We start from the raw sequence: 21,782 nt of genomic DNA on the forward strand, positions 1-21,782 counted from the left end.
GATAATCACTTGAACTATTTAATTGTTGATAGTAATGGTAATCTCTGCTTCTGTGATTCCTTGGCGTTCATTCGTTTCTGGATCATAGATATTGATGCGAGCAACTGCTAGATATTCCCCTTTCTCAAGTGGCTTATCTAATTTTGCACCAATGATTTGCTGATTTGGATGAATGGCACCTGAAGAGTAAATGACCTCTTCTGTGTCTGCCAATGAGAGATCTACTGCGATTGGATAGACATTGGTTCCTGGATTCACAATCTCGATCGACCCTTCTGATTCCCCATTATCAAAAACAGCAAAAGGAGCAATTTGCAAGGTGAAGTAGTTGGCATCTGCAATCTCTTGCGCTCGTTCCGCAATTTCAATGTCGCTTGCATCTCTTAAACCTGGTAACAAGTCTGCACTGACTAACGGGACTGCTTCTTCTTTTCCATTTGAAACGTATAGTAAAATCCCTAACAGTCCGAAAAGAAGCAGTAAAAATGTCAGCCATCTTTTTTTTGTTTTATTTTCCATCTATCTATACTCCATTTCTAAATAAGCGCTACCTGATTTCCACTATACTTTTTATCGAAAATCGATTCTCATAAGTTTTAGTTCTGCCCGAAAGTAGCCAATCCATTTATTGATTAATTTTTCACCCTCAGACTTCCACTATGAACAAGAAACCACTGGATCAATCGTTAACTTTATGTGCAATTTATAGATAAAAATTCTATCTCCCCGTGTATTAAAAATTTATCCATCTCTTGCCAGATCAAGGTTCCGCCACAAAACGGAGAATCATATTAAAAGTTGGATTTATTTGACTGACCCCGTATGGTAACAAATTTGCAGTACCCGTGAAAGAAAAAGTATTCGTCACATTGGTATCTAAATTGAATAAAGATACTGCCTCTGTTTTGCTTGGAATGCCTTGATTGATCAATTCTGTCACGTTGTTATTCACTACAAGATTCAATTGTTGTATGATCTCCATATTATCCAATGATTCTAGTGTCCGCATATCCACACCAATTTTAAAAGGAGATAGATTTTGCACTTCATAATCTGGAGAGGTAATCATGGTATGACCAGTATCAGCAGTGGTGCCAAACACAGCAGCTGAAGGAATTCTTACGGATAACATTGGTGTCAAATCTTCAAAAACAGCCGTCAAAGTCGTCGCTGTATCCCCCATCAATACAGTTGTTACAGCTTGATCGTTCTCCGTAACTTTGCCATCTCCACTAGTTACTTCCCAATGTGAGAAGCGCCAACCTTGTGCGGGCATTGCAGTGATATCTGTATACTCCCAACCTTCAACCGTCTCTCTTCCTGTTGGAGTAACTGCTCCAGAACCTTCTACTTCGACAGTCAACGGAACAAAATTTCGTGGTTGTTGCACCCATGTTTCTGCCATTGGATTCGTATTTTGTAGCTCAATCAGTTGTGAAGTACTTAGCATAAACGAACCATTTGGCTGTTCAGAGGTTCCAGTCCCAACATTTCGCCAAAAAGGACGATGAGTGGCTGTTGTTGGCAATTCCCATAAACCATTAAAGCGGCCAGCTATAAAGCTTAAGTTACTTCCTATTGTCAGTTCTTTGATTGGTGCCCCACTGAACATATTCAAGGGGTTCCCCCTGTCTGTTAGCCTAGAGATATCTAATTTCGTTAAACTACTCATTCCATTAAACATTCGTTGCATATTTGTCACGTTATGTGTAACAAAACTAGACACATCTAAGTCGGTCAAACTACTCACTCCCATAAACATTTGAGACATATTTGTTACATTTCCTGTATCAAAACCAGACACATCTAGTTCGGTCAAACTACTCATTCCATTAAACATATTGCTCATATTTACTACATTCCTGGTATCAAAACTAGAGGCATCTAGTTGGACTAAACTACTCATTCCATTAAACATATTAGTCATGGTTACTACCCTACTGGTATCAAAACTAGACACATCTAGTTCGACCAAACTACCCATTCCATTAAACATGTTGCTCATGTTTACTACCCTACTGGTATTGAAGTTAGAGACATTTAGTTCCGTTGCATTACTTAAGCCACTGAACAAGTTGATCATAGTTTCAATATTAGATGTATCAAAGCTAGAGGCATCTAATTTTCTTACACTACTCATTCCAGCAAACATAGTAGACATCATTGTTACGTTGCTAGTATCAAAGCCAGACACATCTAATTCTGTTACACTACTCACATTAGTAAACATGTTTGTCATGTTTTCTACCAGACTTGTATCAAAACTGGAAACATCTAATTCTCTGACACTTCTCATATTTTGAAACATATTGGACATGTTTCTTACACTACTTGTGTCAAATCCTGAAACGTCTAATTCTCTTATACTATTTACATTTCGAAACATCCCTTGCATGTTTTCTACAAGGCTTGTGTCAAAGTTAGACACATCTAATTTCATTAAGTTCGTTGCTCCATCAAACATCCCTTGCATAAGTATCACTTGACTTGTATCAAAGCCAGACACATTTAGTTCTGTTACTCTACTCACATTTCGAAACATATCTATCATACTTACTACATTACCTGTATCCAGTCCTGACACGTCTAATCTCGTCAAACCAGTTGCTCCTTCAAACATTCTTGTCATGCTAAATAAATTCGTTGTATCAAAGCTAGAAACATCTAGTTCGGTTAGACTACTCATATTTTGGAACATTCCTTGCATGGACCAGACATTATACGTATCAAAGCCAGACACATCTAGCTCGGTTAGACTACTCATATTTTGGAACATTTCCTGCATATTCCTTACATTACTTGTATCAAAACCAGATACATCTAGGCTGGTCAATGCTGACATATTCGCAAACATGAATGACATTTCACGTAATCCACTTGTATCTAGAAATTCGATTCCCTCAATTTCTCTTACATTGCGTAGGTCAGTAAAAAATCCTCTGCGTATATCACCACTTATATTCAAACTACCGTTTAACTCACGCAATGCGATTGGTCCAGTTAATTGCACGCTTGTAATCGCTTGGCTATACATGGGATGGTTGAAATAATCTGTCGCTGCATACCGTCCTCCAATATTGTTCGTCTCATCAAAGACACCAGATCCAAGGATCAGCTTCCCTTGTGCATCGACTACCCAAGGAATGGAACCTAACTGTCCGGAAAACAAAGTTCTTGCTCCAGGTATTAATTCCCTAGCAATCCCTTCATCTTGCACTTCTTCTAGTATTTTTTCTTTCGTTAAACCGCTTTCTGATTCTATTGACTCTTCATCCAGTTGTGTCTCATTCTCCTGCTGTTGCCTTTCCTCCTCTTGTTTCTGTTCTTCTTGAGCGTCTTCTGGCACTGGCAATTCGATGAGTTCTTCTTCCTCCTCGATTTCTTCTAGCCATAGAGGATCATCTTCTTGTAGTTCTTCATTCTCTTCAAAAACTTCCGGAATAGCTATCGAATCGAGCAAATCGTTACTTTTAAATAACTCATATCCCGTAAAGCCAGGATGTACTTCCTTCTCATATATATGATTAGACATTACCTGTACTGAAGTTGGAAAAATAATTGACCCTCCCAATAAAATTACAACAAAAAAATTTTTAATCAGACGTATCCGCCACATCAAACTCACCTCAATTCATCTTTTTTTAAAAAACAAACCTTAAAACCTTTTTAAATAAAGGATTAAAAAGAATGCCTATTTTAATTTTTCAAATCAGCGATAAATTAAAATCGACATCCCCTGAACAAAGTATAACACCAACAAACTACAAATCAATTTGTAATTTTTGTCTTGGATTGAAATTTTTCTGGACTAAAAGCTTTTTAAAACTATTAAAAGCTAATTGCTGCATACACAATAAATAACAAATAATGAAAATTATTTTTTATTTATTTCTATAGAAACAAATTGAAGATAAAATAATAAATCATTTTTCCAGATGTAGAGAAAAACTGACAGATATTTATTTCCAGTCATTCATTAACTTTAAAAAAATGGATTGTAAATTTTTATAGCGCCCCTTGGCTCACTATAAATTGACAGGCACTACACATATAGCGAGCAAATAATATCGATAGATAGCAGAGGAGTTCATTGTTCCAACAACATCATTCATCACTGGTCTACTTTTTGTTTGACACAAAACAATTTTGCTTATATAGTTAATTACATGAGTAGTTAACCAACTTTAAGAAAACAAATACTAGGAGGAAATACAATGGCTAACAAACAATCAAGTATATTAAGCAAAGAAGTATGCGACAACCTTAGAGAAGGAATGGAAAGTTGGATTGAATAGTACTGAGTAAAAGCTATTGTAAGAGGATCAAACACTCGAATGATTTTTTAACCAGAAACGATTTATACTCAAATAGAGCATAATCGTTGCAGTAAAAGTGCACTGTTGAATATTATCAACTAGCATGTTTTTGTTGCATCTGGTGGCGAAAATTTTTTAAATGATCTAGCGATCATCAAAAAAAATCTCTTCAAACATTTATATAGTTAGCGCGGAAGTTCATCTTCTAGATCATTTGATTTTTCTAGAACTCCGAAAACTTTTATAGTTCGTTTGATTGAGGTTTTGTTGAGGAAATACTCATTATTATCATATTCTCTCTTGCTTCCTAGTGTATAAAGTGAACTGCCTATTGAACATCCTAAAAAAAATAGAAAGCTACTTGTCTATTATTGATAGCAAATTGATTATCGTATTCTCACAGGAAGTAGTGTATTTATTTAGAATCAAATATTCCTCATGCCTCATCAGTTCGAACTTTCCCTTTTAGCAGTTGATTGATTTAAGGCAACTTTTATATATATAGATGAGGATGGAACAGCAAGTGAAACTCCAATGATTTGATACACTTTTTGAAACAGCTATTCTTTTGAATAAAGACCTCTTGGTTTTTTACATAGATTTATCGAGTAAATCAGCAAAAAAATATCAGAACTTCTACATGCCTTATGTGAAGTTCCGATATTTTTTCTTCTATTATATATAAGTAAAAAAAGTAGTTTTCCATTCATTGGAATGCCAGATCGGTAAAATAAGTTTTAAAAAGAGCTTGTCGCTGGTATGTACCCTTTTATAGCTTGAATTGACAGAGCAAATACAAGTCTGTATAGTTAATTAAATAAGTAGCTAACAGGTGTAGTGAGGTGTAAACATGCAATTTGATTTTTCAGGAGACAAACCGTTATTTCAACAAGTTGCCAATCAAATTTCCGAGGGAATACTTAATAACTCTTATGCAGAGGGTACCCAGATTCCTTCCACTACGGAAATCGCTAAAGTTTATCACCTAAATCCCGCGACTGTTTTAAAAGGTATGAACTTATTGGTAGCTGAACATTTGATTGAAAAGAAACGTGGCCTAGGTATGTTTGTTTTACCTGGCGCACAAGAAAAAATTCGGCATCAACGAAAAGAAGAATTTTTAAATAAAGAAGTTTCGGCATTGATTATAGAAGCAAAAAAAATCGGTATTAGCGCTGAACAACTAAAAGAGTTAATTGAAAGGGGATATGCCGAATGAGCCTAGTTGTCAAATCCATAAGTAAAAATCATAAAAATGAAAACGTTCTAGATAATATCTCTGTTCAATTTGAACAGGGAAAAATTTATGGTCTATTAGGAAGAAACGGCGCTGGAAAAAGCACACTATTGAATATTATCAACAATCGGAGTTTCGCTACCTCAGGGGAAGTACTATTAAATGGTGTACCTGTCGCAGATAGTGAAGTTGCCTTAAACCAGCTATACTTGATGAGCGAAGATCACTTATTCCCCTCTTTTTTTAAAATCAAAGAACTATTCAAAATCACTGAGCGCTTTTACGGTACATTTGATTGGGCGCTTGCTGATGAAATGCTACATAAATTCGGTTTAAACGCCGATCAGAGATTCAAAAACCTATCAACAGGTTACCGTACGATCACAAAATTGATCATTGCATTATCCGTTCCTTGTGAATACATCTTCCTTGATGAGCCTGTTTTAGGTCTGGATGCGACACATCGTGAAATCTTTTATTCCTACTTGATTGAAGTTTACCAACAACGTTTTTGTACCTTTGTGATCTCGACTCATTTGATTGAAGAAATCGCTAATTTATTAGAAGAGGTCATTATCTTATATGAAGGAAAACTGCTCCAAGCAGCTTCCGTCGAAACAATCTTACAGTATGCGCGAATAGTCTCTGGGCCAAAAGAACTAGTTGGATCTTACATTGAAACATTACAGGTTCTTGGTCAAAAGCCACTAGGTGGTTCCCTCACTGCTTATGTATACGGTCGGTTGCCTGAAAAACCAATAGAGGGTATTTCTATCTTACCTTCAACCTTGCAAGAATACTTTATTCAACTTACTAGCGGAGAGGAGGAATGATCGAATGAAGTTCCGCGCAGCATTTCTTTATCGATTCAAATATCAATTACTAGCTTTATCCGCATTCTTAGCGCTATTCACCCTATTAGGGATCATCCTCCCACTTATCGGTATTTTCTTAGTCAGTGATTTTTCTCGTATGATCAATTCAGATGGGATCATTGAATGTATGATTTACATGGTTTTCTTGTCTTACATCGGTATGAATTCGGACTTCAAACTATTTATCCAAAACGGTGTATCCCGCGTTCATCTTCTATTCACCCATATACTGACAAATGTGATTATCTCCGTGATTTTTTCTTTGGTCATGCTACTACTTATCGAGGTCTTGAACTCAAATTTGATTGCACATCTTAAATGGGATATTTTTCTCATTAGGCTTTATTCTCAAGGTAATTTTTTTGTCGATTGGCTCTTTTTTTCACTACTATTGATCCTTCCTAGTTCAATCGGGCTTCTTTTATCTACATTAAACGGTCGCTTGAGTCAGCCAGTAAAATTTATTGGACTTCTTGTATTGCTAATACTTCCTATTCCGATAAGTACATTTATGCAACTAAGTGGTACTGGTTTTCAAACAAACATCGTTCGTGTCTTACAAAAAATGATTGGGTATCAGTCTGGAGAGTTTTCTCTTCCACCAATATTGTTAACATTAACAACGACTATTTTATTCACTTTAATGATCACTTACCTATTGAACAGAAGACGAGAAATCAGAACGGCAAATGCGTAACCTTATCACCAGTTAGAATAGTCAAAAACCTAGGATAAGAACCAGAGATCACCGTGGTATCTATCCTAGGTTTTTACTGTCTTCCTCGGTCATAATCATACATACTTTTTTTCTTAGCCAATTCACTCATTTATCCCTCTAGCAATTAACAGATCTCTGCTTATCTCTTTGATTTTTTCCACACCAGCATTCTATTTAGTGACAAATAGCAATCCATCGTTTTTTTCATTTCGCCTGTCGATGCGCTGACACTATCACCGACAGTCCCAATTGCGTACTTACTTTAGTGATATAGATAGATACATCTCATCAACATGCTATAATTGATAGAAAGGAACAGAATCATAAACAAGTAGGTGAGCTATGTATTCTCCAATTCAAGTACCCTATATCGTCAATCCGATCTATCAGAAATATTTCAAGTATACAGCAACTGTCATTCCCTCATTACAAAACTTTGTGATTTGTCTATGGGAACACCAATCCTTGACTCAGGATTCCTACGAAGTGAATGATTTGATCATTCCAGATGGATGTATTGATCTTTTCATTGATTTCAAAAAGCAATCGATCGAATTTTCAGGTATCAGTAAGACAGAGTATGATTTTTATAGCCATACGTCTGAATCTTACTTAGCGGCTACACTGAAACCTGGCGCTTTTGAACAACTTACTGGACGACCGACGACTGAGGTAATGGATTCTTTTCTTTCTATTAGTGAGTTTAAGATACCTTTCAACCTCGACTATTTCTTCTCCTTATCCTATTCTCAACAAAAAGAATATTTTATTGATTACCTCCATCAATTGGTTGAAGGGCATACACCAAACCAGTTTATCCAATTGATTGATCGATTTAGTCAAATCCCTGCTTCTACAATTCAAGATTTGTGTCAGGAATTAGCTGTAGGCACACGGCAATGTCAACGGTTATTTAAGAAGCATTACGGCATTTCTCCGAAACTGATGTTGATTACATTGCGTTTTCAGTACTGCTTGAAAATACTAACTGATCCTAACGCTAGTGAAAAAGAGTTAATCGAGTTGCATTACTACGATCAGTCTCACTTGATCAAAGATTTCAAAAAGCATATCGGCTTCACACCACTCGAATTTGTCCAACTTTGTAAAGAGATCAAAGCACAACCTTTGGATTAGATGGTATGTCGTGTTTTTACAATACAGCCTAAAATTCTCATGCTATAGTTGCTCTATCAAGTTAAGGGAGATGAAATCATGAATAAAATCAAGTGGGAAGGCTTTTTACTTACAACTTCTGATATCAAAAAATCAAAAAATTTCTATGAACATGTCTTAGGTCTAGAAGTCATTAGTGCAGTTGAAGACATGATTGAATTTGAAGGTGGTTTTACTTTGTATGACAAAGATGCCTATATTCAGATCGTTGCCGGCGATCAAGCAGAAAGAGCTACTGGTAGAAATCTGAGAGTAACATCTCAACCAAACAATTTCCAATTATACTTTGAAGTGGAAGAATTAGATTATTGGGTGAAGAAAATTACTTCTGATTCAGAAATCGAAGTGATCCACGATACATTGACCTATGACTGGGGACAAAAAGTGTTTCGTTTTTACGACTACGATAAACATATCGTTGAAGTTTCAGAAAGCATTCAAGGTGTCTTCAATCGTCTATATGCGCAAGGTTTGAGCCTTCCAGAAATCGCTGAACGCTTTGGCAACTCAATAGAAACGATCCAAAAGCAGTTTATGAATCAATAAACGATCAACTATCTGCTGCACGAATCTTCAGTCAACATTTGAATAATAAAAATTAGAATATCTAGGCAATCCAATCGCTTCATTCACGAGTTAAGAATTATTGGATTGCTCTTTTTTGTTTTCCAATATACTGATACCCTCCCGAAAGAATCTATCTGACCTACATCCATTTTGTCGATTTTTGATCTAGTATCTTATTCTCGGCCAAATATTCAAACAATGGATCTAAGCCTTCATGGAATTGAACGACATCAAAATCACTGATGAATTGAACACCTTTGATTTTATTCGGTTCATTCAATGTTGGTTTTCCTTTCGCCGAACCCGCAAAATAAATATGTCCCAACCAGTCAGTTCCTGCAAACGTTAATTTCTCACAGAAAATTTCTTCTACATTTGAGATTTCTAAAGCAAGCTCTTCCTTTACTTCTCGTATCGCACATTCCATTGGACTTTCATCATCTTCTTGCTTTCCGCCTGGAAGATTCCACGTTCCTTTCTATCTTTTAATACGAGAATGTCGCCTGATTGGTCTTTTATGAACACTCTAGTAAAGCCTTTTAGCAAATAACCAGTCCTTTCTATCTACTTTTATATGTATACTATCATAACTTTATCTATCGAAGCCATACTAGCCTGATCATATGAAAAGATTAGCCGCCACATACCGTTTTTTAGCATTGGCGACTATATTTTTTTCTGATGGATTAAACTTTATCTCAGTGATTCATTGTTTCAAATAGCTTGCATGGCATTTTACCAAAACTGATGTTGACCACATTACGTTTTCAGTACTACTTAGAAATACTGACCAAACCTCATACGACTGAAAAAACTTAGTAGAAGATCTAGATTATTGGGTGAAAAAATCACTTCTGACTCAGAAATCGCTGAACGCTTTGGTGAGCCACTCGAAATTGTCAAAGAACGTTACAGTATTTCCTAAGCTCCAAGAATAATCAAAATATCTATCTCTAAGAAGTTTGTCTACTCTCAATAGATTTATAGAACATCTTAGAGAATAGATTCATCGTTAGAAAAACTAGAATATTCGAGGACAACGCAAGTAAAAATTGATCGAAACCAAAAATACTCCAATTTAGCAGTATGACTATACCATCTATGAGAAATAGACCTGTAGAAAGTTTTATATTAAAATATTTTTTTAAAATTATTGTTGGAATGGACGTTCCTCCACTAGAAGAATTTTGTGAATAGACAATGGACATACCTATAGAAAAAATCAGACTTCCCAAAACGATCGATGCAATTTTATTTTCAGTAAACATTATTTTAGGTACATAAGTTAACAATAACGGTAGAACTAAACTACCATATAAAACTTTCATAAATACTTGTTTACCTAAATAAACGATTGCTAATAGCAACATAAGCGAATTTAACGCAAGCACTATGAGTGAACGATCTACTTGAACAAGGTATTCAAGTAATATTCCTAGACCACTCGTTCCTCCAGCAGCAATATAATGCGGGCCAAAAAACATATTGATACTAATTGATAGTATCAATAGCCCCAAAGTAATCGTTAAATATTTGAATAGATTTTTCATATGAGCCTCCTAATATTTTTAATGCAAGAACACAAAAAGGGATTAGATAAGAATATTCTTATCTAATCCCTTTGGATCCTCCGAAACTTTAATTAAGTTAACACATCTATTCTAAAAAGTAAACCTGTTAATTTTATTTTATATTTTTAAATCACAGAATTACACCCATATAAACAATTGAAGCTAGTATCGGCAGAACTACTTTTACTAATTGGCTTTCGTGGCTCTGTACACGATCTGGACAAACTAAATAGGTATCTCTCAAAAGCATTTCCAGTTTTCACTGCTTATTGCTTATAGCTGCATCTTTCTGTCTTCTTTTGATTTTCCAGTTAGTTGCTCGTTCACCTAACTCATATTCCATCTCTTACAATGATCTTTTGACTATTTAAGATAGCTTGCATGAAAAGCAATATGTTGTTCTACAAATGTAGCAATGGTGAAGTAGCTATGATCATAGCCTTCTTCTTTTTGGTAGAAAACTTCGTGTTTCGCTGATTCTGCTGCTGTTAAAAAAGCTTCTTCATTGAGCTGGACTTCATAGAATGGATCAGCCGTTCCTTGTGTGATCAGGATAGGCGGTTGACTGGTTGTTTCTTTTTTGATCAGTTCAGTTGCATCCCACTCCTGCCATGCCGATTGGTCGGTACCTAGATAAGCGGTGAATGCTTTTTGTCCCCATGGTACGTTTGAGGGGGTCGAAATCGGTGCAAAAGCAGAGATCGAAGCAAAGCGTGGTGGATTTTTCAGACCGATCACTAACGAACCATGCCCGCCCATGGAATGACCCATGATACTTTCTTTTCCAGAAAGATTGGGGATTAAGGAGTAGATGATCTCAGTCAGTTCTTTCGTGAGATAGTCGTACATCCGGAAGTCTTTCTTCCAAGGTTCTTGTGTGGCATTCAAGTAAAAGCCAGCCCCTTGACCGAGATCCCAATCCTCACTGTCAGCCACATCTCCCCGAGGCGATGTGTCCGGCATGACGAAGGCAATTTGTTGTTCTGCTGCATAGCGTTGGAATCCACCTTTGATACTGAAGTTATCATCTGTACTTGTTAAACCAGCTAACCACCAAATGAGTGGGATTTCTTGATTTTCAACGGTGGTTTCTGGTAGATACACGCTGAATGTCATCTCACAATGTAGCGTTTCTGACCGATGACGGTATTTGATTTGTTGCCCGCCAAACGACCGATGTGTTTCAATTTTCTGTAGTTCCATCCGTGTCACCTCCATAAGTAAGCATGGTGCGAATCGATTCACCACGATGCAATAATTCAAGTGATTCATTGATTTGTGTAAAATCCAAACGATGGGTGATGAATGAATCTAAATCGATTCCACCGTTCAAGTAATCCTCCACCATACCTGGCAATTGGCTTCGACCTTTGACACCGCCAAAAGCAGAACCACGCCAGACACGACCAGTCACCAGTTGGAACGGACGCGTGTGGATTTCTTTTCCAGCTCCAGCTACTCCGATAATGATGCTTTCGCCCCAGCCTTTATGACACGCTTCAAGCGCAGAACGCATCACTTCTACATTACCAATACACTCAAAACTATAATCCACGCCACCTTGGCTCATTTCTACAATGACTTCTTGGATCGGACGATCGTGTGTTTTAGGATCAACAAAGTCCGTTGCACCCATTTTTTGCGCTAATGGCCATTTTTCTGGATTCATATCGATTGCAATGATTCGTTTGGCGTTGGCTTTTTTCAAGCCTTGGATCACTGCTAACCCAATCGCTCCTAGCCCAAAGACAGCTGTGACCGCTCCTTCTTCGACTTTCGCAGTGTTTTCCACAGCGCCTAATCCTGTTGTTACACCACACCCTAATAGTGGAACGGTATCTAACGGAGCATCCTCTGTGATTTTCACCAAATTGATTTCATTGACGACGGTATACTCACTAAACGTACTCGTACCCATATAGTGATAAATCGGTTCGCCTTTGTAAGAAAAACGAGTCGTACCATCTGGCATTAGACCTTTTCCTTGTGTTTCACGGACAGCAGAGCATAAATTGGTTTTTCCTGATAAACAAAATTCACATTTCCCACATTCTGGGGTATACAACGGGATCACATGATCACCCACTTCAACAGAAGTCACATCATCCCCAACTTTGACAACGATCCCTGCACCCTCATGACCTAAGACCGCAGGAAAAACACCTTCTGGATCTTCCCCTGATAACGTAAACGCATCTGTATGACAAACAGAAGTGTACAAAATTTTTACCATGACTTCCGTCGGTTTTGGATCAGCCACATCGATTTCAACGATTTCTAACGGTTTTCCTGGTTCAAATGCTACGGCAGCTCTACTTTTCATTTTTCTTCCTTCTTTCTTATTCCGCTCGTCTGGTTCTTAGTTATTGAGCGAATCCGCAATCTTTCCACCTCATCGTATCATAGGCTGTGCTGAGAAACAAAACTGACAAACTTGTCAGTATCCTCAATTTCTTTACTTCTATTGGTGAGCTTTGTATAATAACAACTATTGTTCTCGAATAAATAAAACAAAGTGAGGTTCTTTATGTATCAATACCATGAAAAAGAGTTTACCAATACGAAAGACTTAGCCATGCATGTCCTTAGTGGAAAATACAAGATCGTCTTGATTTGGTGTTTTTTACAACAACCGATTTTGCGACTAAGTGAGATCGAAAAAATGTTACCAGATATCAACCAACGGATGTTGATTCGGCAATTAAGAGAATTAGAAAGCGATCATTTACTCACACGTAAAGTCTATCCCGTAGTCCCGCCAAAAGTAGAGTATCAATTGACTGAGATCGGGCGTGAACTCTCAACGATCGTACAACATATCTGTGATTGGGGCGACCATTATTATGAAGTCGTTGAGGGTCTTTCAGCTGATATAGCAGATTGATTCTGTAAATGATGGAAGGATGACCTTTCTATCACAGTAGAGACAGTTCTTGAGACAATAAAAATCCCATATAGTTGATAGTAGAATGAACATCTTCTCTTATCGACTGCATGGGAAAGTGGGGAAGTATTTTAAAAAGTTGGGTCAATCAAAATTCGAATGTTGTCGCTTCTAAAAGCGTCACTTCATCTTGTAGATTTTTGTTGATTTTGTAAGTCACTAATTTTTCACTCTGTGTGGGACCAAACATGTTGACTTTGCACAAGATCCAATAGTTTGTCCCAGCAACTACTTGTGTTCCTAATAGCGCAAATGGTATAGCTTCACTACTGTCATCTAACGTTTTGCGAGCTTCTTCTACCAGCTTCTTGTGTTCATCAGTAATTGTTGGCGATTCTGGGATAGTGATCCCTCCGTCAATTTCAGTCATACATATCTCCTCCTAAGATTATTTTAAAAAGCGCTTACCGCTTCTTAAAATAAGGATAATTTATTTTTAAAAAAACATCAAATAAAACAACTCAAGAGGACCACAGGCTAAATAGATTGTTCCCCTGTTTTCCCTTACCCACCAATTTATCATATCATTCAGAACTGCACAAAAAACCAATTATCTACATATTAAAATGAATATTAACGAGTAAATCATTGCCAATAACGGGCGAAAGAACTAGTCGAATCATGAAACAGCAAAAAATCCACTCACGTTCAACACATCCAATTAAATAACTATTTAAAATAAAATATATAACAATTTAATAAAAGTTGTAAATTCTCATCCTAATCGATCAATGATCTGGATAATTTACCACCATACCAGGCAAGTCGCCTCTCTCCTTGGACTTATCGACAGAAAAAACATACATCGACCTTTGAAGACGATGTATGTCCTTTTTGTTTATACTATTTTTTATTTATCCATTCAACAAAGCACGTTCTAAGAGCGCTCCAGCTTGGTGCTGCCCTTCTAAGTTTCGTTCACCTGAAAATTTCGACACGCGATCCATGTTCGTGATCACGACGATGACCATACTCTTTTTCCCTTGACTATGGATATACGGCAAATCCATTTGAGCGATTTTGGTGTCAACGGTCACCTGATCACCGACCTTTACAAGTACATCGAATCCTGCCCCATTCAAGTTGACAGTGTCGATTCCCATATGGACTAATACTTCGACGCCATTACTCGTTTTAATTCCTAACGCATGTTTGGAAGGGAAAATCGTAGTGACTTTTCCGCTGACCGGTGCAAAGATGGCGCCATCGATTGACTCGATTGCAAAACCATCCCCCATCATTTTCGTTGAAAAAACTTCATCTGGCACATCTTCTAAAGGAATATACTCCCCTTTAGCTACAGCGTGTAGATTCACTTCGTTCGTGTACTCAGTATCTTCTGCTTGTTCATTTGGTACTAAGAAATAAGTGATCGCAAAAGAGGAAACCAAGGCAATCACTATCCCAAGTACCGCAAAAACAAAATACTGACCAATATAGGCGGGTAAGCTAAAAATACTTGATAAAATATAGCCATAGATCCGAACACCGAAGAAACTGATAAACGCTGAAGCGATCGAGCTACCGATCGTAGCTGCCATAAACGCTTTCTTGTATTTTGATAAGATCCCGAAAAGCGCAGGTTCAGTGATCCCTAATAGACCAGAAACAGCAGAAGATAGAACCAATGATTTTTCTTCTTTTGATTTCACTTTCAAGTAAATAGCCGCTGTCGCCCCAGTGATCGCCATGTTTGCCATAAACATCATTGGCATCAACATGTCATAGCCTTGATTCGCAAAATTCTGCAAGGCAATTGGCGTCATTGCATGATGCAACCCAGTAAAGATCGCAATCGGGCGAATCGCACCGACCACGATACCAGCTAACACTGGCGAAATCGAGAACAACCATGCCACACCAGCTGCTAAGAGGTTACCGAGATGGATACTGATCGGACCAATCACTGTTAGTGTCAATAAACCTGCAACGAATAGTGAAATGGTTGGTGTGAACACCGTTCGTAACACTTGTGGTAATAGCTTATCCACCCAACGATAAATGTAACTAAGTGCTAATACTGCAAAAATGATTGGGATAACTGTTCCTGCATAATTAAAGACAGGAACTGGAATAATGCCAAACAGTTGGAAAGCAGAGATCGAACCTTCAGCAACCGCTGTCGTCATTGTTGGAAATTGTAAAGTTGCAGCGATTGCAATCGCTAAATATGGATTCGTTTTGAAGATTCGAGCGGCAGAAGCAGCAACGAAAAATGGCAAGAAAGTAAATACACCACTCGCAATCATATCAATGATCAAATACGTATCCGTCTGATTCGAAATGACATTCAATGCCACTAAACCGGCCATCAAACCTTTGATCATTCCTGCTCCAGCAATTGCTGGTACGATTGGACCAAATACACCGGAAACAGTATCCATAAATAAGGATACGACCCCTTTTTTCTCTCCTTCACTTCGTTCACTAGTTTCATCTAACCCTAATTCTTTCGCAATTGGCGCAAAATAGTCAGCGACTTCTGTACCGATCACAACTTGCAGTTGTTCACTTTGATATTTTGTTCCCACCACTTTAGGTGTTTTTTCCAACGCAGCATAATCCACTTTTTTCTCATCTTTTAAATCAAACCGTAATCGTGTCATACAATGCCAAGCGTTATTGATATTGCTTGCTCCACCCACGTGTTGTATGATTTGTTTTGCTATTTCTTCATGCTTCACTTGTTCTCCCCCTTATTCTCATCAAACAATGATTCTTGTTTCCGCTTTCACCCAAATAGTAGCATGTGGAACTCAACTTGTAAAACCAGTCCTTTTTGCATAAAAAACGCGACAAACACCTTTAAATCAACGTTTAAATATAAATGATAAGGAAATTGGACTGTTTTTTAGTTGATTTAGATATTTTTATTAGACCAAATTGACAGGATGTTCTTTCACATGTTTCAATGAGGATGCACATGATTCATATTTATGTATATTGGAGTGAAAAAAATGACACCTACGATCATTACAAATATAAAAAGTTACGCAATCAAACCAGATCGTCACAACTTGTTAGTCGTAAAAGTTGAAACAGATAAAGGCGTGACCGGCTTCGGTTGCGGCACTTTCCAATTTCGTCCTTTGGCTGTCCAGACAGTGGTTGAAGAATACTTAAAACCTTTACTGATTGGTCGCGATGCAAATCAAATCGAAGACCTTTGGCAAGTCATGAATGTCAATTCTTACTGGCGGAATGGTCCAATCACAAATAACGCTATTTCAGGTGTCGATATGGCGCTCTGGGATATCAAAGGAAAAATCGCTGATATGCCATTGTATCAGTTATTCGGCGGAAAAGCTCGAACAGCAATTCCTGCGTATACGCATGCTGTCGCAGATAATCTAGAGGACCTCGATCGTGAAATCGACACATTTCTCGCACAAGGGTATCGCTATATTCGTTGTCAATTAGGTTTTTATGGGGGAAATCCAACGAATTTAGCAACACCTGAACAACCACTTGCCGGCTCTTATTTCGATCAAGAAGAATACATGGGCACTACGCTATCCATGTTTGAGCATATCCAAAACAAATATGGCGATCGTTTCCAAATGTTACATGATGTTCACGAACGCTTGCATCCTAACCAAGCGATCCGTTTTGCAAAAAAAGCAGAAAAGTACAATCTTTTCTTTTTAGAAGATATTCTACCGCCCAACCAAAATGAATGGTTGACTCAATTACGAAGTCAATCGACAACACCGATTGCTACTGGGGAATTGTTCAATAATCCCATGGAATGGAAAGAATTAGTTCGCAATCGCCAAATCGACTATATGCGTGCCCATGTCTCACAAATCGGCGGGATCACTCCTGCCTTGAAATTGGCACACTTTTGCGAAGCAATGGGGATACGAATCGCTTGGCATACGCCATCTGATATCACACCGATCGGTTTAGCAGTGAATACGCATTTGAACATCCACTTGCACAATGCGGCGATCCAAGAAAACATCGATGTTCCTGAAAATACGAAACAACTTTTCGGAAATATCCCCATACCAAAAAAAGGCTTTTTCTACCCGATCGAACAAAGCGGGATCGGTGTCACATTCAATGAAGAACAAGCAGCAGAATTTCCAGTTGTCTATCGCCCACACGAATGGACACAAAGCCGTACACCAGACGGCACGATCGTGACACCGTAATTCCCAAAAAAGCTATCCTTACACGAAACATGTAAGGATAGCTTTTTTTGGTTCCGCTATATTCCTATTATTACAATAATGAATACACGTGTAAACCTTAGTAGCTTTTTATGTAAAACATACTTTTCAAAAATCAGTTTCTAAAGAATAATCTAAAATCTGTTTGACTTGAAGAAAATCGTCTCCTCTTAGACGATCAATAAATTCTTTACTAATAATCCGGTCAGTATCAAAACTATGAATTTGTGTAGCGTTCACTCTTCCACGTATCTTGTAATCATTCAAAGAAACATACCCAGAAAAGTTGTTCCCCTAGTCATTACCGGACAGACAATAATATAGTTCGCTTTTTTATTGTAAGCATTTGAGGAAACAACTAAAGCTGGGTGCTTCCCTCTTATTTACCTGCTAAAAGAAGGCGTAGAATTAAGTCAGATCAAATCACCTTGTTGAGGTTCATACATTTTTCCCAATCTCCTCTTTTGCTATTGTTTGCCATTCCTCATCTTCATCCTTTTGAAATGGTTCATCCGATAAAAATGGATTTTCTATTTTGGATGTGAATATTAATCCTCCATTCTTAGTTTTATATACGACATATTCTGATCCAGCTTCAACCTGATACTGTTTAGGAATTGAAATAGAGATAGAATTCCCTACTTTACGAGCTTTTACATTAAACATCATTTATCACTCCTCACACAGCAAATTTTATTATGTAAAACCTAATTTTATAACGTAAAAGATACTAATACAAAAATAAATCAATAGAGTGTCTCAGACCTTCTTAATCTTTTATTTAACGCCCTATTCTCATTAAAAACTTATTGAATATTGACTTAAAAAAGGCATATAATCAACTTAAATCACAATAATAATTTTAAGGAGAATGAACATCTATGTCGAATAAAACCCAAGCTGGGAGTAAACTTATTCAAGTTATTTGGTTGTTACAACTTTTAACTTTGTATACTTTTTTCCTAACAACTAACGATCAATCCTACCAGCTATCGAATCTGATCATGAAGTTACTTATCATGCTCTCTCTAGGTTTACAGAGTATTTTTATACGCAGTAACAGGAACTATAAATTTGGTATTATCTTTACATACAATCAATCAACAATAGCTCAAATAGTTGAAAGACTTATTTGGTTCATACTTATTGTAAGTTATTTTTTTGTGTTTTATATTTTCTATTATAAATAATAGATATAACTTACTTCACTTATCAAGCACTTGTAATAAAAGCACTGATGATTGCGTTTTACGCTTCATCAGTGCTTTCTTCACAATCACTATCAACTAATTCGCTTTAATGTTTTCTCCCTTAACTTTCAAAAAAGCTATATTTTTACAGAAGTTTTTTCCTTAAGCTATTTTGAGACTACTCAAACCCTCAATCAATCCTCGATCGATGGATCTCACGGTCAAAGGGGCGGATGTAAGTCACTGAGTAGTCGATGGCAATGATACTGCTGTATTCATAGACTTGTCCATCTTCTAATATGGCTCGGTTCGTGATTTGCATGGCTGGTGTACCGCGTTTACATAGCAATATTTTTGATTGTTCTTTGGAAGTCGTGATTGGGTCATAGCTCGTGATATAGTGAGAAATTCGATAGCCTTTTTGTTCCACATATTTTTGGATGGAATGCTCGATGACTTCTTGGGACAGGTCGGGAAACATTGCTACCGGCATTTTTGACATTTCTAACTGCTCGATTTTATAATCAACGATTCGAATACGTTCAAATGTCCAAACTTCGGCTCCTTCATCAAGTTGAAAGATTTTTTGCTCATCAGCCGTTGCTGGCGCTTTGTTTAAACTGATCATTTTTGAATGGATCCGATCATAAGGGGTACGTGTCAACGAGTTGAAGATCAAGGGATTTTTGACCCATTTTTCATGGATAAAGATACCTGATCCTTGAACGACACGGACAATACCGATTTCTTCTAGATTTTTGATCGCTTGTTGGATCGTAAAGCGAGAAACATGATAGATTTCCGCTAGTTTTCGTTGATTCGGTAATTTTCCATCTTTAAATTCTTCTTGATAGATTTTACTCAATAAATCTTGGACGATGAATTCTCGTTTTTTCATGATCTTCTCCTTTACGGGTTACTTTCACTTCTTTATCTTAACAAAAAAACAACCAATCACAACCCACTCATGACGAGCCAGTGGAGAACAAAATGTATTTAGAACAAAAAAGCCACAAAAATTGGCAAAAAGAACCATTTTTGTGACTTCATCTAATCAATTGAAGTTGAATCTTTCTTCTTGATTTTCCTAATTCAAACGTAATTCTTGACCAGGGTTAAAGAAGAAATCATCCATCGTCATGCCATTCAAGGACAAAATCGTCTCAACTGGCACACCCGTCCGTTGCGCAATTTGATTTGGACCTTCGCCTTCACGTACAACGGTTGTAGCTGCTTGATTGGCTTGATTGCTTGTATCTTCTGTGGACTGTGCCGTGTACTGATTGGCTTGTGACTCCGACGTTTCTGTTGTTTCTGGTGTCGCTTCCGTCGAAGGTGTCGTCGCTTCCGAAGAGGATTCGCTACTAGGTGTCGCTGCTTGAAGTTCCGCACTTGTTCGCAGATAAATGTCGGAGATCCGAGCGACCTGCGCCGTGTAACTTGCAGATAGCTGATTGATCATGGTATCTAGGTCGATATCCTTCTTGTTGGAAGCATCTTGGTACATCCCTCTTAATTTACTGATTCCTTCATCCGATAAAGCTTGAAGTTCTCTTGCTTTTCGGTTGGCAATGACCGAAAGACCATTGACACCGTCTTGATTGTTTTGGATCTCTGCTTGGTATTCTTCAATCAACACTGGGGTTTTATCTTCGATTTTCTTCGAATAATCTGCAACGACTGCTTGTAGTTGTTCAGAAATAGCTCCTGAAGGTTCTGTTGCTTCGCTGCTTTCTTGTGTTGCTTCAGTTTCAGATGAAGCAGTAGTTGAAGCTGTCGACGATTGCGTCGTTTCACTCGTCTTTGCTACCGAGTTTTCACTGGCATTGTTTCTACTATGGAGATATAATCCAGTACCTGCACCAACCAGTAGTAAGACTACTGCAACAGCGGCACCGATTTTCATCATACGCATGCGTGATGCTTGTTTCTGTTGTTGTCGTCGAGCTGATCGAACATTGCCACGCTGTTCATTTTCTTCATTCATTTCATTCACCACCTGTTATTTCTGTAAAAAAAATAGCGTTACCAACTTTCTTGTAGTTCCATTGTAGCAAATAATAAGCGTTATGAACATTTTTTATTATGTTATTACTGAAGAAAAATCACCATTTTTGATGATTCCAAGATTCTCCATCGATTTCTCCTTGCAACTGCTCGATCCGTTCATTGATTTCGACAAATAAGCGTGACATTTCATGAAGTAAGGCTTTGCCCTCATAATCCGCTTGTGTACTCAATTCGGCTAATTGTTCTGTTAACCATTGATCCATTATAAGGTCCTTCCTTTCATCTCTTGTAGTATAAATGTCAGATCTTCAATGTTTTCTTTGGCTTCTTCTAACATCGTTTCGATCATCTGTTGCTTCATCGGTGCTTTTTCCTTGATGCGTTCATTTTGCGCAAATCGTTCGATAAACCAATCGATCCGATTGATCAATGAAGGTTTTTCGACTAATGTGAGATATTGCTGATAACTGATCAAGCGTTCAAATCGTTGTTCTTGAGTCAAGTACATGAACTGTGCTAAAACAAACGGAGGTAAAAAGGTCATCTGGAATTTATGGGCAATTCGTTGGTACGGACGCAAATACTCCGAGATCGTATACTCTTCTTTCCCACCTGCTTGGTATTCTTTTTCACTCACGCCGGTTGTTAAGACGATCCCTAATTCTTTACCTGATAAGACTTCTGTTGCTGCTTCTAACACTTGGTCTTGCCACATTTTCAAATGGGCTGGCGCGCTATACCAATAGAAAGGAAATTGGAAGATGATCCGGTCATGCTCTTTCAATAAAGAAAGTTCTGCTTGAAGATCAATTTCCCCATCTGGATAACAAGCTTCTAGATGATGCCAAGTAGTCGATAAATGGCTGGATGCTTCTTTAAAAAACTGTTGGTTCAACGATGTGTCAATTGTCGGATGGCTGACAATAATCAATGTTTTCATAGCTTTTTCCTCCCGTTTTCTAGTCTAGCATATCCCAAGAAAAACCCAGTCAACGATGCCTTT

21 protein-coding genes are annotated in these 21,782 nt (G+C 37.6%); 7 read left to right on the plus strand and 14 right to left on the minus strand.

Translation table 11 applies throughout. From position 1 onward, the window contains the following. Positions 1–18 precede the first annotated feature (18 nt). Complete coding sequence (locus tag CUS89_RS00815) at positions 19–519, minus strand: hypothetical protein (protein ID WP_104870664.1); 501 nt, start codon at positions 517–519, stop codon at positions 19–21. 241 nt (positions 520–760) lie between these two features. Continuing rightward, positions 761–3,532 carry a BspA family leucine-rich repeat surface protein gene (locus CUS89_RS00820; protein ID WP_146103398.1) on the minus strand — a complete coding sequence of 924 codons (2,772 nt, stop codon included), beginning with the start codon at positions 3,530–3,532 and terminating at the stop codon, positions 761–763. Positions 3,533–5,166: 1,634 nt separating this feature from the next. Between CUS89_RS00820 and CUS89_RS00825 the strand changes: the two genes are divergently transcribed. The 5 genes from CUS89_RS00825 to CUS89_RS00845 all read left to right on the plus strand — a co-directional run bounded on the left by CUS89_RS00825 (position 5,167) and on the right by CUS89_RS00845 (position 8,868). After that, entirely contained in the window at positions 5,167–5,535 is a 369-nt protein-coding gene (locus CUS89_RS00825) for a GntR family transcriptional regulator (protein WP_104870666.1), read from the plus strand. After that, positions 5,532–6,386, plus strand: a complete 855-nt coding sequence (locus CUS89_RS00830; RefSeq protein ID WP_104870667.1) for an ATP-binding cassette domain-containing protein — start codon at positions 5,532–5,534, stop codon at positions 6,384–6,386. Before CUS89_RS00825 ends, CUS89_RS00830 begins: the two co-directional genes overlap by 4 nt. A gap of 4 nt (positions 6,387–6,390) precedes the next feature. Then, on the plus strand, positions 6,391–7,125 hold the full coding sequence (locus tag CUS89_RS00835) for a hypothetical protein (RefSeq protein ID WP_104870668.1): 735 nt from the start codon (positions 6,391–6,393) through the stop codon (positions 7,123–7,125). A 363-nt stretch (positions 7,126–7,488) separates the two neighbouring features. After that, positions 7,489–8,283, plus strand: coding sequence for a helix-turn-helix transcriptional regulator (locus CUS89_RS00840; RefSeq protein ID WP_104870669.1), 795 nt, complete (start codon positions 7,489–7,491; stop codon positions 8,281–8,283). Positions 8,284–8,361: 78 nt separating this feature from the next. Next, complete coding sequence (locus CUS89_RS00845) at positions 8,362–8,868, plus strand: VOC family protein (RefSeq protein WP_104870670.1); 507 nt, start codon at positions 8,362–8,364, stop codon at positions 8,866–8,868. 160 nt (positions 8,869–9,028) lie between these two features. On the opposite strand, the gene CUS89_RS00850 is transcribed toward CUS89_RS00845, so the two are convergent. The 4 genes from CUS89_RS00850 to CUS89_RS00865 form a co-directional block, all read right to left on the minus strand. Beyond that, positions 9,029–9,316: an NUDIX hydrolase gene (locus CUS89_RS00850; RefSeq protein ID WP_258082360.1), complete on the minus strand. Its 288-nt coding sequence runs from the start codon at positions 9,314–9,316 to the stop codon at positions 9,029–9,031. Positions 9,317–9,842: 526 nt separating this feature from the next. Further along, complete coding sequence (locus tag CUS89_RS00855; protein WP_104870671.1) at positions 9,843–10,439, minus strand: YitT family protein; 597 nt, start codon at positions 10,437–10,439, stop codon at positions 9,843–9,845. A gap of 384 nt (positions 10,440–10,823) precedes the next feature. Continuing rightward, positions 10,824–11,663, minus strand: a complete 840-nt coding sequence (gene fghA, locus CUS89_RS00860) for an S-formylglutathione hydrolase (RefSeq protein WP_104870672.1) — start codon at positions 11,661–11,663, stop codon at positions 10,824–10,826. Next, complete coding sequence (locus CUS89_RS00865) at positions 11,644–12,783, minus strand: S-(hydroxymethyl)glutathione dehydrogenase/class III alcohol dehydrogenase (RefSeq protein WP_104870673.1); 1,140 nt, start codon at positions 12,781–12,783, stop codon at positions 11,644–11,646. The genes fghA and CUS89_RS00865 overlap by 20 nt, the downstream gene beginning before the upstream one ends. A 204-nt stretch (positions 12,784–12,987) precedes the next feature. Between CUS89_RS00865 and CUS89_RS00870 the strand changes: the two genes are divergently transcribed. Then, positions 12,988–13,344 carry a winged helix-turn-helix transcriptional regulator gene (locus CUS89_RS00870; RefSeq protein ID WP_104870674.1) on the plus strand — a complete coding sequence of 119 codons (357 nt, stop codon included), beginning with the start codon at positions 12,988–12,990 and terminating at the stop codon, positions 13,342–13,344. A gap of 148 nt (positions 13,345–13,492) precedes the next feature. Here the strand turns inward: CUS89_RS00870 and CUS89_RS00875 are convergent, their stop codons facing one another. Together CUS89_RS00875 and CUS89_RS00880 are read right to left on the minus strand one after the other, a co-directional pair. Then, positions 13,493–13,774, minus strand: a complete 282-nt coding sequence (locus CUS89_RS00875) for a hypothetical protein (protein WP_104870675.1) — start codon at positions 13,772–13,774, stop codon at positions 13,493–13,495. 484 nt (positions 13,775–14,258) lie between these two features. Beyond that, on the minus strand, positions 14,259–16,088 hold the full coding sequence (locus tag CUS89_RS00880; RefSeq protein WP_104870676.1) for a glucose PTS transporter subunit IIA: 1,830 nt from the start codon (positions 16,086–16,088) through the stop codon (positions 14,259–14,261). A gap of 273 nt (positions 16,089–16,361) precedes the next feature. Here CUS89_RS00880 and CUS89_RS00885 point away from each other — a divergent pair, with 273 nt between their 5' ends. Next, a complete protein-coding gene (locus tag CUS89_RS00885; RefSeq protein ID WP_104870677.1) occupies positions 16,362–17,561 on the plus strand; it encodes an enolase C-terminal domain-like protein in 1,200 nt (399 codons plus the stop codon). A 281-nt stretch (positions 17,562–17,842) separates the two neighbouring features. Here the strand turns inward: CUS89_RS00885 and CUS89_RS16575 are convergent, their stop codons facing one another. The 6 genes from CUS89_RS16575 to CUS89_RS00915 form a co-directional block, all read right to left on the minus strand. Continuing rightward, on the minus strand, positions 17,843–17,962 hold the full coding sequence (locus CUS89_RS16575) for a type II toxin-antitoxin system PemK/MazF family toxin (protein ID WP_104870700.1): 120 nt from the start codon (positions 17,960–17,962) through the stop codon (positions 17,843–17,845). A 55-nt stretch (positions 17,963–18,017) separates the two neighbouring features. Continuing rightward, positions 18,018–18,245, minus strand: a complete 228-nt coding sequence (gene mazE, locus CUS89_RS00895) for a type II toxin-antitoxin system PemI/MazE family antitoxin (RefSeq protein WP_258082361.1) — start codon at positions 18,243–18,245, stop codon at positions 18,018–18,020. A 714-nt stretch (positions 18,246–18,959) separates the two neighbouring features. Continuing rightward, the gene (locus CUS89_RS00905; RefSeq protein WP_065096227.1) at positions 18,960–19,667 is read right to left on the minus strand and encodes a GntR family transcriptional regulator; all 708 of its coding nucleotides are present in this window, start codon (positions 19,665–19,667) and stop codon (positions 18,960–18,962) included. A 189-nt stretch (positions 19,668–19,856) separates the two neighbouring features. After that, on the minus strand, positions 19,857–20,756 hold the full coding sequence (locus CUS89_RS00910) for a LysM peptidoglycan-binding domain-containing protein (RefSeq protein WP_104870679.1): 900 nt from the start codon (positions 20,754–20,756) through the stop codon (positions 19,857–19,859). 118 nt (positions 20,757–20,874) lie between these two features. Next, on the minus strand, positions 20,875–21,042 hold the full coding sequence (locus tag CUS89_RS16010; RefSeq protein ID WP_010736259.1) for a hypothetical protein: 168 nt from the start codon (positions 21,040–21,042) through the stop codon (positions 20,875–20,877). Further along, the gene (locus CUS89_RS00915; protein WP_104870680.1) at positions 21,042–21,719 is read right to left on the minus strand and encodes an NAD(P)H-dependent oxidoreductase; all 678 of its coding nucleotides are present in this window, start codon (positions 21,717–21,719) and stop codon (positions 21,042–21,044) included. The genes CUS89_RS16010 and CUS89_RS00915 overlap by 1 nt, the downstream gene beginning before the upstream one ends. Positions 21,720–21,782: the final 63 nt, after the last annotated feature.

It is taken from the genome of Enterococcus mundtii (assembly GCF_002947535.1).
Classification (GTDB): domain Bacteria; phylum Bacillota; class Bacilli; order Lactobacillales; family Enterococcaceae; genus Enterococcus_B; species Enterococcus_B mundtii_B.

Coding starts and splice junctions, on each gene's coding strand:
- CUS89_RS00850 (WP_258082360.1), bottom strand. CDS start 9,316: ATGGAATGTGCGATACGAGAAGTAAAGGAAGAGCTTGCTTTAGAAATC.
- CUS89_RS00875 (WP_104870675.1), bottom strand. CDS start 13,774: ATGACTGAAATTGACGGAGGGATCACTATCCCAGAATCGCCAACAATT.
- CUS89_RS00840 (WP_104870669.1), top strand. CDS start 7,489: ATGTATTCTCCAATTCAAGTACCCTATATCGTCAATCCGATCTATCAG.
- CUS89_RS00815 (WP_104870664.1), bottom strand. CDS start 519: ATGGAAAATAAAACAAAAAAAAGATGGCTGACATTTTTACTGCTTCTT.
- CUS89_RS00885 (WP_104870677.1), top strand. CDS start 16,362: ATGACACCTACGATCATTACAAATATAAAAAGTTACGCAATCAAACCA.
- CUS89_RS00865 (WP_104870673.1), bottom strand. CDS start 12,783: ATGAAAAGTAGAGCTGCCGTAGCATTTGAACCAGGAAAACCGTTAGAA.
- CUS89_RS00820 (WP_146103398.1), bottom strand. CDS start 3,532: ATGTCTAATCATATATATGAGAAGGAAGTACATCCTGGCTTTACGGGA.
- CUS89_RS00835 (WP_104870668.1), top strand. CDS start 6,391: ATGAAGTTCCGCGCAGCATTTCTTTATCGATTCAAATATCAATTACTA.
- CUS89_RS00830 (WP_104870667.1), top strand. CDS start 5,532: ATGAGCCTAGTTGTCAAATCCATAAGTAAAAATCATAAAAATGAAAAC.
- CUS89_RS00905 (WP_065096227.1), bottom strand. CDS start 19,667: ATGAAAAAACGAGAATTCATCGTCCAAGATTTATTGAGTAAAATCTAT.
- CUS89_RS00870 (WP_104870674.1), top strand. CDS start 12,988: ATGTATCAATACCATGAAAAAGAGTTTACCAATACGAAAGACTTAGCC.
- mazE (WP_258082361.1), bottom strand. CDS start 18,245: ATGTTTAATGTAAAAGCTCGTAAAGTAGGGAATTCTATCTCTATTTCA.
- CUS89_RS00910 (WP_104870679.1), bottom strand. CDS start 20,756: ATGAATGAAGAAAATGAACAGCGTGGCAATGTTCGATCAGCTCGACGA.
- fghA (WP_104870672.1), bottom strand. CDS start 11,663: ATGGAACTACAGAAAATTGAAACACATCGGTCGTTTGGCGGGCAACAA.
- CUS89_RS00825 (WP_104870666.1), top strand. CDS start 5,167: ATGCAATTTGATTTTTCAGGAGACAAACCGTTATTTCAACAAGTTGCC.
- CUS89_RS16010 (WP_010736259.1), bottom strand. CDS start 21,042: ATGGATCAATGGTTAACAGAACAATTAGCCGAATTGAGTACACAAGCG.
- CUS89_RS00915 (WP_104870680.1), bottom strand. CDS start 21,719: ATGAAAACATTGATTATTGTCAGCCATCCGACAATTGACACATCGTTG.
- CUS89_RS00845 (WP_104870670.1), top strand. CDS start 8,362: ATGAATAAAATCAAGTGGGAAGGCTTTTTACTTACAACTTCTGATATC.
- CUS89_RS00855 (WP_104870671.1), bottom strand. CDS start 10,439: ATGAAAAATCTATTCAAATATTTAACGATTACTTTGGGGCTATTGATA.